The sequence below is a fragment of the Bacillus sp. B4EP4a genome (assembly GCF_006680105.1).
Classification (GTDB): domain Bacteria; phylum Bacillota; class Bacilli; order Bacillales; family DSM-1321; genus Peribacillus; species Peribacillus simplex_E.
In genome coordinates this window covers 35,571-52,668 of record NZ_VHIK01000020.1, presented here as the reverse complement: position 1 = coordinate 52,668, position 17,098 = coordinate 35,571, and the positions used below count along the sequence as shown (strand labels likewise).

Annotated in this window: 10 protein-coding genes and 1 pseudogene; 5 read left to right on the top strand and 6 right to left on the bottom strand. The window is 38.9% G+C overall.

The features are described 5' to 3' along the window. Nucleotides 1–289 precede the first annotated feature (289 nt). Together hutH and hutP are read right to left on the bottom strand one after the other, a co-directional pair. The gene (gene hutH, locus FNK51_RS11620; RefSeq protein ID WP_141993413.1) at nucleotides 290–1,807 is read right to left on the bottom strand and encodes a histidine ammonia-lyase; all 1,518 of its coding nucleotides are present in this window, start codon (nucleotides 1,805–1,807) and stop codon (nucleotides 290–292) included. 115 nt (nucleotides 1,808–1,922) lie between these two features. Beyond that, on the bottom strand, nucleotides 1,923–2,372 hold the full coding sequence (hutP, locus tag FNK51_RS11615) for a histidine utilization transcription antiterminator HutP (RefSeq protein WP_141993412.1): 450 nt from the start codon (nucleotides 2,370–2,372) through the stop codon (nucleotides 1,923–1,925). Between the two features lie 107 nt (nucleotides 2,373–2,479). Between hutP and FNK51_RS27195 the strand changes: the two are divergent. Beyond that, nucleotides 2,480–2,794, top strand: a pseudogene (locus FNK51_RS27195) (ATP-binding cassette domain-containing protein); the annotation flags it as partial. Nucleotides 2,795–2,896: 102 nt separating this feature from the next. Here FNK51_RS27195 and pbp4b read toward each other — a convergent pair. Continuing rightward, nucleotides 2,897–4,270, bottom strand: a complete 1,374-nt coding sequence (gene pbp4b / locus FNK51_RS11600; protein WP_141993433.1) for a penicillin binding protein PBP4B — start codon at nucleotides 4,268–4,270, stop codon at nucleotides 2,897–2,899. Between the two features lie 834 nt (nucleotides 4,271–5,104). Here pbp4b and FNK51_RS11595 point away from each other — a divergent pair. The 3 genes from FNK51_RS11595 to FNK51_RS11585 are packed head-to-tail and all read left to right on the top strand — an operon-like array spanning nucleotide 5,105 to nucleotide 8,995. Further along, on the top strand, nucleotides 5,105–6,667 hold the full coding sequence (locus FNK51_RS11595) for a spore germination protein (RefSeq protein ID WP_483296118.1): 1,563 nt from the start codon (nucleotides 5,105–5,107) through the stop codon (nucleotides 6,665–6,667). A gap of 26 nt (nucleotides 6,668–6,693) precedes the next feature. Continuing rightward, on the top strand, nucleotides 6,694–7,797 hold the full coding sequence (locus tag FNK51_RS11590) for a spore germination protein (protein ID WP_141993409.1): 1,104 nt from the start codon (nucleotides 6,694–6,696) through the stop codon (nucleotides 7,795–7,797). Then, a complete protein-coding gene (locus FNK51_RS11585) occupies nucleotides 7,781–8,995 on the top strand; it encodes a Ger(x)C family spore germination protein (RefSeq protein ID WP_141993408.1) in 1,215 nt (404 codons plus the stop codon). The genes FNK51_RS11590 and FNK51_RS11585 overlap by 17 nt, the downstream gene beginning before the upstream one ends. A 421-nt stretch (nucleotides 8,996–9,416) precedes the next feature. Here FNK51_RS11585 and FNK51_RS11580 read toward each other — a convergent pair whose 3' ends face one another. Together FNK51_RS11580 and FNK51_RS11575 are read right to left on the bottom strand one after the other, a co-directional pair. Next, nucleotides 9,417–12,602, bottom strand: coding sequence for a biotin/lipoyl-containing protein (locus FNK51_RS11580; protein WP_141993407.1), 3,186 nt, complete (start codon nucleotides 12,600–12,602; stop codon nucleotides 9,417–9,419). Nucleotides 12,603–12,640: 38 nt separating this feature from the next. Further along, the gene (locus tag FNK51_RS11575; RefSeq protein ID WP_141993406.1) at nucleotides 12,641–13,333 is read right to left on the bottom strand and encodes a coiled-coil domain-containing protein; all 693 of its coding nucleotides are present in this window, start codon (nucleotides 13,331–13,333) and stop codon (nucleotides 12,641–12,643) included. Nucleotides 13,334–15,063: 1,730 nt separating this feature from the next. On the opposite strand from FNK51_RS11575, the gene FNK51_RS11570 reads away from it, so the two are divergent. After that, on the top strand, nucleotides 15,064–15,411 hold the full coding sequence (locus tag FNK51_RS11570; RefSeq protein ID WP_141993405.1) for a hypothetical protein: 348 nt from the start codon (nucleotides 15,064–15,066) through the stop codon (nucleotides 15,409–15,411). A 228-nt stretch (nucleotides 15,412–15,639) separates the two neighbouring features. On the opposite strand, the gene gnd is transcribed toward FNK51_RS11570, so the two are convergent. Further along, complete coding sequence (gnd, locus tag FNK51_RS11565) at nucleotides 15,640–17,043, bottom strand: decarboxylating NADP(+)-dependent phosphogluconate dehydrogenase (RefSeq protein ID WP_098373503.1); 1,404 nt, start codon at nucleotides 17,041–17,043, stop codon at nucleotides 15,640–15,642. Nucleotides 17,044–17,098: the final 55 nt, after the last annotated feature.

The window sequence follows — 17,098 nt, the reverse complement described above, 5'->3', positions numbered from 1 at the left end:
TATTTGACGGCTGGTTTTTTTCATTTATGACAGGTGGTTGCAATTGCCGATTTTCCAAATTAGATTCCCCTCCAAAAATGCATATTTAATCTAGCACGAATAGGTAAAGCCGATCATTTCATCAATGGTCATTTCCTGCACTTATTACTATTTCAAGGTCATTTTCTCTAATGCCGGGACCTTTTTGGATTTCTGGGATCTATGTTGCATTTACATAACGATGTTAGGCTTAAAACCCAAGTCAAAGGGCTATAAGCCTAACGTTTATTCGGATATTCCGCACTTCATCTTATGTTGTAGGTAAACTCCTATTAATAAATGAATTCCAATCGATCTGATGTAACCAGCTTGCCGTTGCTTCGATATCTTTTGAAAAGATACGATCTTGTGTAATGCTTGGAATGAGCTTTCTTGCTTCCGTATAAAACTCTTTTGTAAACGGAGCCATCTTTTCTATTCCACGGTATTCCACCGCTTGTAAGGCACAAATGAGCTCAATCGACAAAACGCGGCGAACGTTTTGAATGATTTGATGTGCGTGTCGGGACCCAATCGTTCCCATGCTTACATGATCCTCCTGGTTCGCTGAAGATGGAATGGAATCAACACTTGCAGGATGTGCGAGTGTTTTATTCTCAGAGACGAGTGAAGCTGCACAATATTGCATGATCATCGCTCCCGACTGCAAGCCAGGCGACGGACTTAAGAATGGCGGTAAATCATTCAACTGAGGATTGACGAGTCGCTCAATGCGGCGCTCTGAAATGTTCGCAAGCTCAGCAACAGCGATTTTCATGAAGTCCATCGCAAATGCAATCGGCTGGCCATGGAAGTTCCCCCCTGAAATAACCTTTTCCCCATCGTCAAAAATAAGTGGATTATCCGTCGCAGCATTCATTTCAATCTCCAATTTCTCTTTTACATAATCAAGAGTTTGCCATGATGCACCATGCACTTGCGGGATGCAGCGGAGCGAATAAGCATCCTGTACCCGCAGTTCTCCTTGCTTGGTGATGAGCTGGCTGCCGCTGATCATGCGAAGGATCCGTTCCGCAACCTCTGTTTGCTGGCGGTAACCGCGTGCTAGATGAACATCCGGATCAAAGGCATCTTCAATGCCGCGTAATCCCTCTAAAGTCAGTGAAGCAATCGCTTCAGTTTGGTGGGCCAGCTGTTCAGCTTCAATGTAATTTACTAGGCCCATCCCCGTCATGGCCTGTGTTCCGTTAATTAATGCAAGACCTTCTTTTGCTTTAAGTGTCACTGGAAGAATGCCTTCCTTCGATAAAGCTACGATGGCCTCCATTCGCTCTCCTTTATAAAACACTTCTCCTTCTCCCATCAATACTAGCGCTAAATGGGAAAGCGGCGCCAAGTCCCCACTTGCACCAAGAGAACCTTGCTGAGGGATTACCGGGTGGATATGAGCATTCAAAAGATCGATCAAACGTTCTATGACGACAGGACGGACGCCTGAAAACCCTTTTAATAGCGCATTGGCACGGAGAAGGACCATAGCTCTCGAAACCACCTCTGGAAATGGTTCCCCGACTCCGCACGCATGGGAGTGAATCAAATTCCACTGTAGCTGCTCTGCGTCCTCTGCATCAATCAAAACATCGCTGAACTTTCCAAAACCTGTTGTGATGCCATAGACGACCTTCTTTTGTTTCACGATATTTTCAACCGCTTCCCGGCTTTTTTCCACTTTCTTAACACTCTCGGCAGAAGCCGTGACAAATGCCTCTCCATACAATACTTTTTTCGCTTCTTCAATCGTTAAAGTTTGACCCGTTAACATAATCATTTCCTGCACCCCTATTCTTTTTTTAAACACACAAAAGGAGGCCATATTGACAGACTTATCCAGTCTTTCAATACAGCCCCCTATTTCACTAAAATAACTATAGGCTTTTAATTATTTAAATGTGGTTAATTCCCAAGCCAACGGCTTCATGTTCAAATCCCCGAACCGGTGCTCCAATCGTTCCATACACGGCGACAGCAATCCATTCACCTTCGTCCCCGCTTTTAAACGGCCTGCCCCGAACGATTGCAAACCGAAGGCCCGCAGTCCTCAAAAGACCGCCAAGCTCGACTTGGCCGCGTGTCACTCCTTGGAGTGCTTCGATGATCGCATGATACAGCGCATGCATTTCACGATACATATCGGGATTGACTAATCCAAGTCTTTTCGCTGATGTCTCAATGGCCGCAACTATTTTCTGCAGCTCCATTGAACCGACTTTACCTTTTCCATAAAGCCAATCCATCCGCTTTAGATCATTTGTCAATATGACTTCTTCCTCTTCGTCCGCAAACGCGTACATGATTGCATGGCGCCCGATTCTTCTGTCGAATTCATTTGTCATGCAGGTACCTCTTTTACAATTTTCTAAATACACTAATAACTAAATATTATTGTAAGCGGATACAAGCTGTTCAGTCAATATATTTTTTTAAAATAAATCTTTTAGGGGGAGTGAAATTATCGGGAGGGCAAAAGCAGCTTGTCTCGATTGCTCGTATATTCCTGAAGAATCCCCCGATATTAATCCTTGATGAAGCCACTTCAGCTCTAGACACCGAGACCTAAAAAGCAGTTCAGAAAGCATTGGAACGGCTCTCGATAAATCGGACAACACTTGTCATTGCACATAGATTGGCGACAATTAAAAACAACGACCGCATCATCTTTGTACAAAATGGGGAAATCATCGAACAAGATGCCCATGATAATTTGCTCCATCAAGACGGAGCATACAAAAATCTGATCCTTGCCCAAACTGTATAAAAAAATTAAATTGTGGCTAAAAGAAATCCAGACATTCATATAACAAGAATAAAGGCCTCCCGACTTTTAATCGGAGGCCTTTTACTTTATGGTGATATTCATTCATTCATTCGTTTCCAATGCTTCATAAATCGCAGTCACAACACTTCCATAGCTTCCTGTTTTGAAGAGGTCGCCAAAAAACTGATTGGAATTGGCTACAGGGTTAACGAGCGGAGAGTGCTTTTTATTAGTAAGTAAAACAATTCCTAAATCCATCTCCGGATCAATGATCGTTACAGTCCCAGTCCATCCAGTATGACCGTAGGCACTGTCGCTCGCATAAGGGCTGAACATCCACTCCATGCTAGCATCGCCATTTCGTCTCCACCCAAGTCCATATGTCGGATTCATCGCGGAAGGTGCGACGAATTCATCGATGGTTTCTTGATTAAACAACATATGTTTACCGTATCCCCCGCCATTCAGCATCACCTGCAGGAGGACGGACATATCTTCCGTATTCGAGAAAAGACCTGCATGCCCTGAAACGCCCCCCATCGAATAAAAGGCTTTTTCATCATGTACTTCCCCTTGAAGTGTGTATGTGCGAATGTTAGGGAAATCTATCACGCCGTCCCGGGTGTTACCAAGCAATTCAGTTGCAGCAAAATCCATTGGCTTAAAGCCCTTTTGAAGAGGATTGAACTTTGTATTTTTCAAACCAAGCGGCTTGTACAATTCATTTTCAACATAGGTGTCAAGCCGCTTACCCGTTATTTCTTCAACAATGGCGCCAAGCAGCATATAATCGACATCACTGTATACATTCTGTGTTCCGGGTACATATGTGAGCGGTGTTTTGGAAATGAACTCGATGGTTTTATCCCGTTCCTGGGAGTAGAGTTCTTTCGAAACCTTTGGATTATGATATTGCGGATCAGGTCTAAACCCTGCTGTATGATGGAGAACATCAATAATCCTCAGATTATCCTTTCCTTTGATCACATCCTCCTTTGTGTCTTTGAATTCAGGAATGTATTGCTGGACTCTTGCCTGGATATTTAACTTGCCTTCGCTGACCAATTTCTGAATGGCAAAATTGGTTGCATACATCTTCGTGTTTGAAGCAAGGTCAAATAACGTTTCATTTTCCATTTTCCGAAACTTCTTAAGAGGTGTATGTTCATTATATTTCTGTTTGTACCCGTAGCTTTCATTTTTAACGATTTTTCCGTCCTTTATGACAATCAGGGCAGCACCAGGGAAACCGGCAGCCACCTCCATTTCAATAAGCTGATCCACCTTTTCCAGCTTTTCAGACGAAAAGCCCGCTTCTTCAGGTTTTTTTGCTTTCTTTAACATGGGATACTGGCTGGCAGTTTCCTTACTAAAAGCGGCTTCCTGATTTGGATTTTCATTAGCGAAAGACACGGATGGTGCTAGTAAGGAAAGAGCCAGAATTGAACTAAGTGTGCAGCTTGTCCATATATTCATCATTTTCCACCCCTTTAAAATCGCACTTTAGTAACTAAGGAACAAATTTGCCTTTTGACCCATATCGAAAGATAATCTTCTCATTCATTCCGTTCTATTTTTTAACCAGGCATCACAATCCTATAAAGCGATCATCGTGTATCCTTTTCCGTTCCGGGTAGCGATTGGGTATCTTATTCTTAAGTTGATAAATAGGATATTTCCCAAAGCTAGCTAATTTTTTCCAATAATTCTCAATTTTCAGTATATATGATTTTGAACATCATTTCAATTTGATATTTATATTTTTAAAATTACATTTCAAATCTTGAGCATAAATCTTCTCAATTTCAACGAGGAAAAGCCGATTATTAAAATCATTAATTAAAATGCCCAGTAAAAGCACTGATAAAAAAACACCCTCTTTTTTACTTTCTAAAAACTTCACTAATACATTCCAATAAATTGTTCACGATTCATGTTCATTAAATCTCACCATGATCATTCGGATAAGTCCCAGAATCGATTTCTCCTCCTTCTCTCCTCCACTATGTTCAAAATCACTTTTTCTACATAGCTAATACTAAGTATACGGTGATGTAAAACGGGTAATGGCTTTTAACTTCATTGCATAAGAAACGCAGAAGATATTAATACTATTTGAGAAATAAAGGAATTTTACAGATTTTTAGCTGCTATCTGAGACAAGTATAGGGGGATGAAAATGTGGAAAACGATTGTTTCCTACCTTCCAGAATGGCAGGTTTTTATACAAGCTTTTATTGTGTTTTTTATACCGTATTCAATCAGCAAATTGTTTAATTGGCTTCGTACCTCAAAGGATGAGTGATGATGATGAAAGAGTGGAAGTTTGGTAAAAAAGGAAAAGGTACTGATAAAGACAAACAAGAAGCAACTACCTCCCAAGATGCAACGTGTCAGTTAACAGATAATTTTAATTCCAATCTTGAATGTGTTAAGCAAGAAATTGGCCATAATTGGGATGTGCATTTTCGGGAATTTAATCTAGGACGTACCGGTATACGGTCAGTTATCATTTTTGCGGATGGACTATCGGATAAAGATCTCATTGATAAACATATTATGACATCATTGATGGTTGATTTTTCAGCAGAATATAAACAGGAGCTTCCTTACACCAAAGGAAGCATTTCAAAAGAATTCATAAAAAATGAAGTATTATCTATTAGTGAAGTAGAAGAGGTTGGTTCTATTAAAGAGTTAGCATCTAAAGTACTCACAGGTTCTACCGCTCTTTTAATTGATGGATCAATGGATGCGCTGATCCTTGGAACTACAAAACTTAAAACAAGGACGATCGAAGAGCCGGTATCAGAGGCATTAGTCAGGGGTCCACGGGTCGGTTTCACTGAGTCATTGAGTGATAATACCTCTTTTTTAAGGGGTAGTGGTGAAATCGAGAATTTATCCTTAGTAAAATTCCAAGTAGGAAAGCGTTCAAAAAAAGACTTGGTGGTCGCTTACATAAAAGATATTGTTGATCCCGAATTAGTTCAAGAGGTAGAAAACCGAATTAAGAAGATCGATATTGATAATGTGCCGGAATCAGGTTATGTAGAGCAACTTATCGAAGATAATTACCTTAGCCCTTTTCCGCAGGTACAAAATACTGAGCGTCCTGATCGCGTGATGGCAGCTTTGATGGAAGGTCGAGTGGCCATCTTATTAGATGGGACGCCATTCGCTTTGATCGTTCCGGTCACCTTAAGCATGATGTTACAATCACCAGAAGATTATTATGAAAGGTGGATTCCTGGTACATTCATCCGTATGCTTCGTTACCTCGCAGCTATTCTGGCCCTTTTTACACCGTCTTTGTATATAGCTTTCATCTCATTTCATTCAGGGATGATTCCGACCAAATTGGCCATTTCCATTATAGGAACTAGGTCCGGGGTTCCGTTTCCGGCACTTATCGAAGCATTATTCATGGAAATATCCATCGAAATTTTGAGGGAAGCAGGACTCCGCTTACCTAAGCCAATCGGTCCCGCAATGGGAATTGTCGGCGGTTTAATCATTGGGGAAGCTGCTGTACAGGCAGGAATCGTTAGTCCTGTTTTGGTCATTGTAGTAGCCTTAACGGCTATTTCATCATTTTCTATTCCGCACTATAGTATTGGGATTACATTACGGATTCTGCGTTTTCCAGCTATGATTTGTGCTGCCACATTTGGATTATACGGGGTCATTCTCTTTTTTCTTTTAATGACCAGCCATTTAGTTAAATTAAAAAGCTTTGGTGTGCCCTATTTGAGTCCAGCCGTTCCTTATCGCTTAAGTGAGTGGAAAGACCTGATCGTTCGCATGCCACTTATGATGATGAAACGCCGTCCAAAGATGATGCATACAAAAAACCCCATACGTAAAGGATAACCTATCGGTGAAAGGGTGGTTAAAGAATGATTCTCAGTCCGAAAGACCAAATTACAACTCCTCAATCAGCTGTCATTGTCATCAACTTTATACTCGGCACAGGATTACTCACCCTACCCAGATCATCGACGGAGAAGGTACATACACCAGATGTATGGATAAGCGTTATTTTAGGCGGGGTTATTGCCATTATCGCGGGGGTGATCATGGTCAAATTAAGCCAACAGTTTCCCGAAAAAACCGTTTATCAATACATCAATGAAATTGTAGGAAAATGGGTGGGGAGTTTTCTTAGTTTAGTTATTATATGTTATTTTCTTATGACTTCCGGATTTCAGCTCCGTGCAATGGCTGAGGTAGTAAAGTATTTACTTCTTGAAGGTACTCCTACATGGGCAATTATTATGATGTTTATGTGGGTGGGTCTCTATCTGATAAGCGGCGGCATTAACCCGATCGCCCGTCTTTTTGAAATTATATTACCTTTGACGGTTATCATTTTTTTAGTAGTCTCCTTTATGAGCTTTAAAATATTTGAAATTGATAATCTGCGTCCTGTATTAGGAGACGGAGTCATCCCTGTACTAAAAGGGGTAAAAACAACGGCTCTCGCTTTTTCAGGGCCTGAAATCATGTTACTGCTTATTCCGTTTATGAATCAGCCAAAAAAAGCAGTAAAAGCCCTGCTTGTTGGAGTTTCCATTCCATTGATTTTTTATGTAATAACGGTCGTAATGGTTATCGGGGCATTATCTGTTGATGGAGTGGTCACGAGAACATGGCCGACTCTGGATCTTATACGCAGTTTTGAAATCTCCGGTTTGATCTTTGAACGGTTTGAATCTTTATTGCTCGTGGTTTGGATCATGCAAATATTTGCTACATTTACCATCACATACTTTGCAGCTGCTTTAGGGCTGGCTCAACTTACGAAAAAGAGCATTCACCCATTTATGTTTGGCTTGCTTCCGATTCTATACATCATTGCCATGATTCCGAAAAATATGAATGACCTATTTAAACAAGGAGATTTCGTCGGCAATATCGCACTGTTTTTATTTGGTTTACTTCCGCTTCTTCTGCTTATTATCTCAAGAATAAAGGGAGGAAAATATGAAACAATCACATAACAATATACGCCCCCTCTTCATTTCCCTCTCCGTTCTTTTGTTCTTATCCCTTACAGGATGTTGGAGCAGTCATGAAATCGAAGAGCAAAGTCTAGGTATAGGTTTGGCATTCGATAAAGCCAAGCCGTCCTCCATCGAGAAAAAATTAAACGAACAAGGGGGTGGTTATTCAAAAAAGGACCGGATTACTGCAACCTATCAATTTATCACTCCACAAGTAGCAAGTTCAACAACGAAACAATCAGGACCAGAACAAAAATCTTATCTTAACGTTTCCGAAACTGGTGATTCCCTCCACCAAATGGTTCGTGAATTATCATTGAGAAGTGAACAGCCCGTAACCGCTCACCATATGAAAGTGGTTGTTATAGGTGAAGATCTTGCAAAATCGTATAAGTTGGAACAATTACTTGATCAAAATTTTCGAGAAAGTGAGGTTAGACCAAGCTGTCTTGTGCTCATCAGTAAAGGAAGAGCAAGCAAGACACTGGAAACAAAGAAAGATGGAGAAATTCCAGCGTTTCGTCTGGCTGGCATTGTAGAAAATGCATATCGAACAACGAGGATTTTACCTCCCATGTCGCATATTAAAGTAGAAAGCAAGATCAAATCAGGATCTAGTTTTCTAATCCAAAAAGTTCTATCAGTGGATGGGCAAGTCAAATTTGCGGGTGCTGCCGTGATCGATGGAAGGACACACAAAATGACTGGTTTTTTGAATGAGGAAGAACTGGAGGGCGTAACATGGATAACAGGTAAGGGGAAAGGCGGTGTAGTGAAAAGCTTTGATAAAGAAACCGGTCAGCTGATTGTGTATGAGATAGAATCCATGAAAAGCAGTATCGTACCTCGAGTTAAAGGAGACAACATCTCTTTTGATGTAAACATTGAATCAGTGGGTAGACTGTCTGAAAATTGGGTGACTTCAGGAAATACTTTTAAAAATGAATTTTTAAAAAAAGCAGAAAAATCATCTGAAAAAGAAGTGAAACGCTTGGTGGGGAATGTATTAGAAAAAGTGCAAAAAGAATACCAAGTGGACGTTGCTGGCTTCGGAAATCGATTGAGAATTGAGCACCCCAAAGTATGGAAGAAAGTCAAAAAGGATTGGGACCAAACATTCAGTAAAACTCAGATCAACTACGATGTAAAAATAACGATTAATGATTATGGAACATCAGGAGGATCAAAGAAGTGAACCCTCAGGATAAACACATAGAGCTTCTAGCATTAAATATTGAAAATGAAAACTTTTCTTAAACATTATAAAGTACCACGGAAAGCTATTAAACGGAGACATGAAAAGGCCTCCCACAGTAAACTGTGGGAGGCCTTTAAAGTGAGTTGTTTTCCACTCACGGCCATTTTTACATAAAACCTTAACCGATGGACCAAGTGGGACATCTTCCATTTATAACACTTAAATAGCTTCTTTATTTATTGATATCCTAAATTTATTACGTGGTGTTATCGTCTTCGCGCACTTTCAGCTATCTCACGTCTCATTTGTTGCAGTATATCAGTATATACTTGGATTGTCGTGGGTAACCCATTTTTGTAGTGTGTTTACGAAAATATTTTCCGTTTAACATATCTTCCTAAATTTTTTAAGCGAAAGATTAGCTTAATTCCACTTTAGTAATTTCACTTAAATAAACCCCATTTAAAATCGAGTCTTCGTCTGCAACAACATATTCAATAACAGTCGGGCTTATGGTTCGAATATAAACAAAAGCTGAATCATCTACATGCTCAATTCGAAGCTTTTTCCTCTGTGCCTGCTTAATATCAAGCTGGTTGGTACTAGCTTCCGGCAGGCTTGTGTAATAAATTTCAAAATCTTCTTCTGACGCATCAATGAAAAGATGCCATTTGTTATACTCTTCTTCTTGATCAATCACTGTTTTTAATTTCCCTTTTCTCCCGATGCCAAGAAAATACTTGAACTTTGATTCACCATTGACCATATCGCGGTCAATAACTTTTATACTTCCGCCTTTTCTGCTTTGTACAAGTCCAAAGGCAACGCCTGTTTTTCCTGTAGGGGCTGTTAGAATATCTCTGTTAACCACTCTGTTTCTCTCTTGTTGCTTTAAATAAGCGCCTTCCGTCCCCAGCGGTGGAAGAATCTCAAAAAGATTATCAGACACTTCTCCCCAGTTTTGAGTGTTCTGTACTTCCCTTTCAATCCATTTATTAAATAAATTCATAACGACCGGGGATTTACTTGAATTACCCGCAAGCAGTATATTTACTTTCTTAATATTACTGGGTTCTGATCGGGCAAAAGCACGCCTTAATGACTCAAAGAAATTTTTAATGCCTTTTTCAATTCTTTCCTCAATCAGTTGTTCCATTTCATCTTGATCAATCAAAAGTTCCACATTGAGTTTTGCGTGGCCGGCTTTGTCAAACAAGTCTGCCCGAATCATTCCTTTTCCAAACTGTTCTTCATACCGTTCATGTCTTTCCCAAAGCGGCCTTAATTTTTCTACCAATTGTTTCGTATTTAAATAGGATTCTTGTGACTCATTAATCAGCGTTTCACTTCCGGGAAACTTCACACATTCTGCTGGGAGAGTAAAAGGAATATTTAGCTCACGCATTGTTCTTTGGTTGTTTTTAAACACTTGGAACGCCAAAAGCTCTAGCATGTTCTCTCCACCTAAATAACGGTCCCCGCCCGCTGCAAAATGCTCAATGACATAATCATATCTGCTTTCTTTCAGGCCTGCTTCACGCCAAATACCAAAATCAAAATCTGTCGTTCCTCCACCAAAATCAAACACACCATAGTACGTTCTTTCATCCTCTTCCGGTTCAAACCCGTATTCCTGTAACGCACAAACGGCATAAGCAGCAGGTTCGCTCGCCCCAGCGGTGACACGAAACTTTTTCATTAATTCTTCATCCTGCTGAATCGGCATAGGAAGCGTCTTTTTTAACCCACGCTCAAAACACTTTAGAATTTTTTCTCTTACCTCTTTTTCATACGTCACCGGGAAAGATAAGGTGTAGTCCAGGTATATCCCATTGTTCTGGTTATTGATATACAAACCGAGGTAGTAAGCGTATAACTCAATCGGGTTGATGTCCTGATCGGTTAAGTCCAGAAAGGAACGCAGTACAACGGCATATCCCCTCTTGTCTTTTAATCGGAGTTCGTTTTTCTTTTCTCCAGCCCACTGCTTTAGATTATTCAATATGGAATAATAATGGTCACTCTTTCCATTCATCAAATTGTTAAGAGCATTGTGGGAAACCGTCACATCCTGCCACCTTGTATCTGGTCTTCCTTCCTTTTCTTGATAAAGCTCCAGGAAATGTTCTAAATCAATAAATTCAATCACGGTTGGATTTTCATAATGCCAGTCTTGTACCTCCGTGTTAAGGTAGCCAACCCCAATACGCATGGGAAGAGTAAAATCACTTTTCTCTTGATGAACTACCACTGTACTTTTCGTTCCAAAATCAATGCCAACTATGCCGTCCTCCCTAATATCCATTTTAGGGTTTCTGGCCATTATTTCTTCATTCAGTTTTATCGTTAAAGGTTTTTCATCAGAGAGGACAGGCCATAAATCCCAATGCCCTCGGTTTGGATCTGTTAGCATCTTTTCATCATATGTATCAATATCAGCTCTTACTTTTTCAGAGTTTAAAAGCTTCTCATAAAACGTCTTGGAATCGATAGCGATTGATGGCAATTCTTTTAGAAAACTTTCATGATCTAAACCCTTTAATTGATACAATGCCAGCAAATAATCATACTCCTTCTGGCGTTCTGCGCTTAATCCACTTGGTACCAATCGGTTTTCCAGCCAGAGATGGAGAGCCATTTGATCATTGATTCCAAAGGCATTTTCCCCATTTAAACGGAAAACAGGAACGAAAAATCCTTTACCTAGCACATTATTTTTTTGATTTACTACATCGAAACTTTGAATGTCGTACCCGTTGAATTTAAACGCTATTGATTTAGAAGAGTTAGCCGTTTGATTGGCAAATATCCTTGAAATGGAAGGATTTTTACTCGTGGAGTAATCATCTAAAGCTATTATTTTCTTATATATAGGGTGATCGGTTGTATTGAAACTTTTGGCAGCTTCTTCCCGAGTCATGGCATCACCTTTAAAACCGGAAACGTCCAGATGCTCTTTGTAGTCAAAATCTTCGTCCATTAATTCATAGTATTTTCTATAAGGAAATAAAGCTGCAATGTTGTGATCATATATAACATTCCCGTTATTCATGTAAACCCATCTGGAACGGAGCATCTTTTTAATGTCTTGAAAGAAGCTCGCTTCATCTTTAAAAAAGGTTTCTTCTGCACTCTGATATAAATGGCTAATTAAAGATCTCACTTCTTTATAAGTCATTGAAATGGTAGAGACCGGAACGGTTTGGGAATCAGGTGATAATTGAACCTGCTCTTCGTTCTTATTCATTAAGTATATAGAACTGTCTATGTTATTTTTTTCAGCTAAACTTGTTACGTTCTCAAGGGGCTCTTTATCTTCTATCATTTCTTGTTTTTCAACTTCTATTAATAATTCTTCTGAAAGAGCTTCACCAGAATCCAAATAACATATCAGATCACCAATCTTGACTATAGTGTCCTCCGCTACATTCAATTCTTTAAGGGTACCTTCCTTTTCTGAAAAAAGGTCAAATTCGATCCCCTCACAGCTGAATTTGGCTAAGCTTTCGCCCACCGTAATATAATCGCCCGGCTGTTTATACCATTGCATAAGAAGGATTTTTTCAATGCCTTCTTCAATCTCTGGGATAATAATCGATGTCATTGTTATTTCTCCTTTATTATCATTCTCTTTTTCGCTTGCTAGATTCTCACAACGGATTTTTTAATGGTTTTACCATTAATGCTCATATATCCTGGCAGCAGGATGTCCGTAATGTTCCCGGATATTTTGCTATTAAGGGCTCTTATGTACAAGTCCTCTCTGAAGACCTCATTCATTTTCACTTCCTGTAATTTATATAAAGGAGTATCGTATGTTTTACTGTATTCTTGAAAGAAATACTGAAAAAGGGCACGCAAAATCCCTCTTTCCTGCTCCCTCCCTTCCATAATCTCGTTTTTTATAAAATCCCACAAAGATGAAATGTTTTCATATTGCACACCACAGACAATAAATTCCTGCACTGAGCCGCCCTTGAAGATTCCTTTCAAGGAATTTTTAGTCGTTTCTGATAATTGTTGAACAGCTTCGTAAAGTTCTTCTGCTTCCCGATAGTCTGCTCTTCTCTTTTGCAATTCATTAAAATAGGATTCCATTTTCTCATTTAGTTGGTGGATCATTATTTGGCACTCACTAATTTCCTCTTTTTTCGACTCAATCTCTTGCTGGAGCTTTGCAATTTCCTTTTCTTTTTCTCTCAGTTGCTCCTTAGGTACCCCCATTTGACTAAACGAGCCCGCTTCTACTATTTCTTTTATCTTTTTAATGACCCTTTCGTCTTGAAGGGAAACCATTAATGCCTCAATAAAATCATCCTCTAGTTCTTTATTCATCTTTACACTCCTTTCAAAGTGTTACCCAACCATGAATAGCAACATAAGCTTGCTCTGCTGTTTTTGTACCAAATATACCTTCTCTGCCCATATAGACTTTTTAAAATAGTCCGCCTGCGCTTTCAGATAAAAATTTTCTTCTTCAATATTTACTGTTCGATATAATCTATTTGCACATCACTTTTAGCAACTTTCCGCTTTATTATTCTGTTTATGCATGAAAGGTTTGCCCCTTTTTTTCCAAAGAAAAATCCCCTCCCAGATAGACTGTTAGGAGAATACAACCATAACTTATATTATAAGAAAGCAGTAGTGAGATTACTTTTTTCCATCAAAGATACGTATATAACGTATTAAAGATGTATTGATAATATGATGCTTACTTTCACTTTTTACAATAAAATACTCACAGTGTTCCATCCTTTTTAGGACTTCTTGTAAAACATCTTCTTTTTTACTACACAATCCTTTTTTTATTTTCTCCCACTTAACATCAGCGTCAAGAGTATAACAAACATAGAATTCCTTTAACAGGTTAATCTTCCCCTTAAATGCTTTAGTTTCTTAACTGTTTTTAGTTTGATAAAACCCTTACAAGAAATAAAAAGCTAAAGACAAATTACGATAACTTCATTTAGATACCCATCTGTTGTATACAAGAATATTTTGTTTAATATCTAATTCAATAATTTGCAGAATCAAATCATGTACATCCTATTTAATTTTTCCTCACTCCGATATATTGCCTCATAAGTACCACTTAATAATATTCGGTATGATCATATTGTTTAAGTGGGTTGAAATAACTAGGGTTAAACCTACTGATTACTGGATACAAATTACGTGAGGAATTACTTGCAGTTACATTGTTTTTAAAAGTGACGGTAACATTTCTTTTCACCCAGGCAGTTCTTTAATGTAGGAGTAGAATTGAAAGAAATCCAACAAAAGGCCACCCTTCAGTAAACTGTGGGAGGCCTTCAACTTTAAAGATATTCACATGTTAGGTGAGCACTCATTCCTGAATCCCCGTCCCCCCTATATTAAGGGATTTGAGCGATGATACACATGCTCCCATTCATATTTAAATAAAGTAAGTAAATGCAATATTATTAGGAAGAGGACAAATCCGAACAAAAAAAGCCCTTCTCTTTTGAGATGGCCTATGAGCAATCGCTTAACTTTTAAAAGGCTTTGCTTGATGCTAGTGGGTTCTTGATTGTTCGCATACATCGGAATAGGAACGACCATGTTTGTATGGGAGCTTAAACAAATTATCCATAACATCAGTAACACAATCTTCGCAATAATAATTGACGAACTCCCTACCTTGTTCAAAAATTGGTGTCATCGTATCTATGTCAGCCCATTTAAAACAGTAAATACACATTTGCCTCATGATATATCACTCCTTTATTATTTGAAAATAATTGGTAATAATCAAAAGAAGAATATGTGCTACTTGTCGACATTATTCATGAAACGATACTCTTTCGTAAAGAACCCCTAACATAATTAAGGTAGCAGGGGGAATAAACTGCTATAAACCGATATCCTTTATATACCACTTATACTGAGTATTAAACCTCCCAAAAAACATATCTTTCACACCAAGACTTTTTCTCTTTTAGTAGAAGTTCTCCCAGGGTTCAAATTTGTGTTTACTCCGTTTGCTGATTGGAAATAACATAATAAATCTTTTAACTATAATCAGAGTAGGAGTGATATTTATGACAAGGCGCTCCAACAAAATCAAACATAAAGCAAAAACTACTTTGAATAAAGTAAAGACTAATATTAAGGAAACATTATTTAATATCGCAGACATTCCATCAACATCTGTACAACAATTGGCTGATTTTATACAACATCACCCTGATGCAAAAGTCACCAAGAAACAAATGCTTGGAATTTCCTATGCCTTCTATAGTTTAGAAACAGAAGGGTATAATTATTATTTAGAAACCAATAAATCTAAAATTTTGCAGTTGGATGGACATTATCAGGATAAAAAAATTGTATCTTATCGATCATATAGGGATTATTATCAATTGAATGCACCAATTAAAATGCCATAACTAAAATTTCCTCCTCTTTAATTACAGCCTGCGGGGTCTGCCTTGGACACGCTTTTCCCGCAGGAGTCTCGCACACCCCCTCCAATAACTTTGTTTTAATATATAGATAGACCCACTTTTGTTACATAAGAAAAAGAGCTGCCAAAGCAACTCTCTTATTGAAGTAAAGTACCTGTCTCATATTCATGAACGGTTATTGAAAAATGACTGTGTCTTTGTCACTTTCCATCACTGCCAGTTTGTGTGAAAGACTCCTGCCAAATCACGTCGTTCATAGGTATGTGCACCAAAATAATCACGTTGTGCTTGCAAAAGGTTAGCATTTGAGATGCCTTTTCGATAACTATCGTAATAAGTGAGTGAAGCGCTTAAACATGGAAACGAGATACCGGAATTTATTCCCTCACAGACAACCTTTCGCAATCCTACCTGGTAATCCGTAACCTTTTCGGCAAAATATGGTGAGATTAATAAATTAGCCAGATTCGGCTGCTCTTGATAGGCTTCGCTAATGACGTTTAAAAATTCTGCACGAATGATGCAGCCACCACGGAAAATCAGCGCAATATCCTTTAAAGGCAAATCCCAGCCGTAAAGTTCGGAAGTCATTTTATATTGAGTAAAACCTTGCGCGTATGCACAAACTTTTCCCATATATAATGCTTGTCTAATATAGTCAATCCACTCATTTTTATCTAATTTTTGCTGATCGTTCTCAGGGCCTGTTAGAATATTTTCTGCATTAACCCGTTCTTCTTTTAAAGCGGAAATGTAGCGAGCAAACAAAGACTCAGTAATAATCGATGCTGGTATTCCGTTATCAATAGCTTGCATGCTGGTCCATTTGCCTGTACCTTTTTGTCCTGCTTTATCAAGAATCACATCGATCAAGGGTAAGCCGGTTACTTCATCTTTTTTCCTTAAAATTTCAGCAGTGATTTCGATTAAATAACTTTTCAGTTCGCCTTGATTCCATGTTTCAAAGATGTCAGCAATTTCATGAACTTCCAAATGCAACTTTTCTCTTAAAAATGTATAGGCTTCGGCGATTAATTGCATATCTGCATACTCAATCCCGTTATGTACCATTTTTACAAAATGACCTGCTCCTTTTGGACCGATATAGGTACAGCAAGGATCATCATTTACTTGTGCTGCGATTTTTGTCAGAATCGGAGCTACTTTTTCATAGGCGTCTTTATCTCCACCCGGCATGATTGAAGGTCCCTTTAATGCCCCGACTTCTCCACCAGAAATACCAATTCCCAAATAACTGATTCCTTTAGATTTCAATTCATCATATCTGCGTTCAGTATCTTCGTAATGGGAGTTACCGCCGTCCATGATAATATCGCCTGATTCAAGATGAGGAAGCAATGAATTGATCACCGAGTCGATCGGCTTACCCGCAGTCACCATTAGAAAAACCTTTCTTGGAGTTTCAAGTGACTGAACAAAGTCTTGGATTTCGTAATACGGATGGAGCGACTGACTATCCAATTCAGCTACAAGCTGATCCGTTAAATCTCTTGTGTAGTTATAGACAGCTACTCGTTCCCCTTTACTAGCCATATTTAAAGCGATATTACTGCCCATTACCCCTAAACCAATGACACCAATTGTATTGTACATTTATTTCTGCTCCTTCTATGTAAGAATAATAGGCAGTAAATCCCTGCCATAGTGG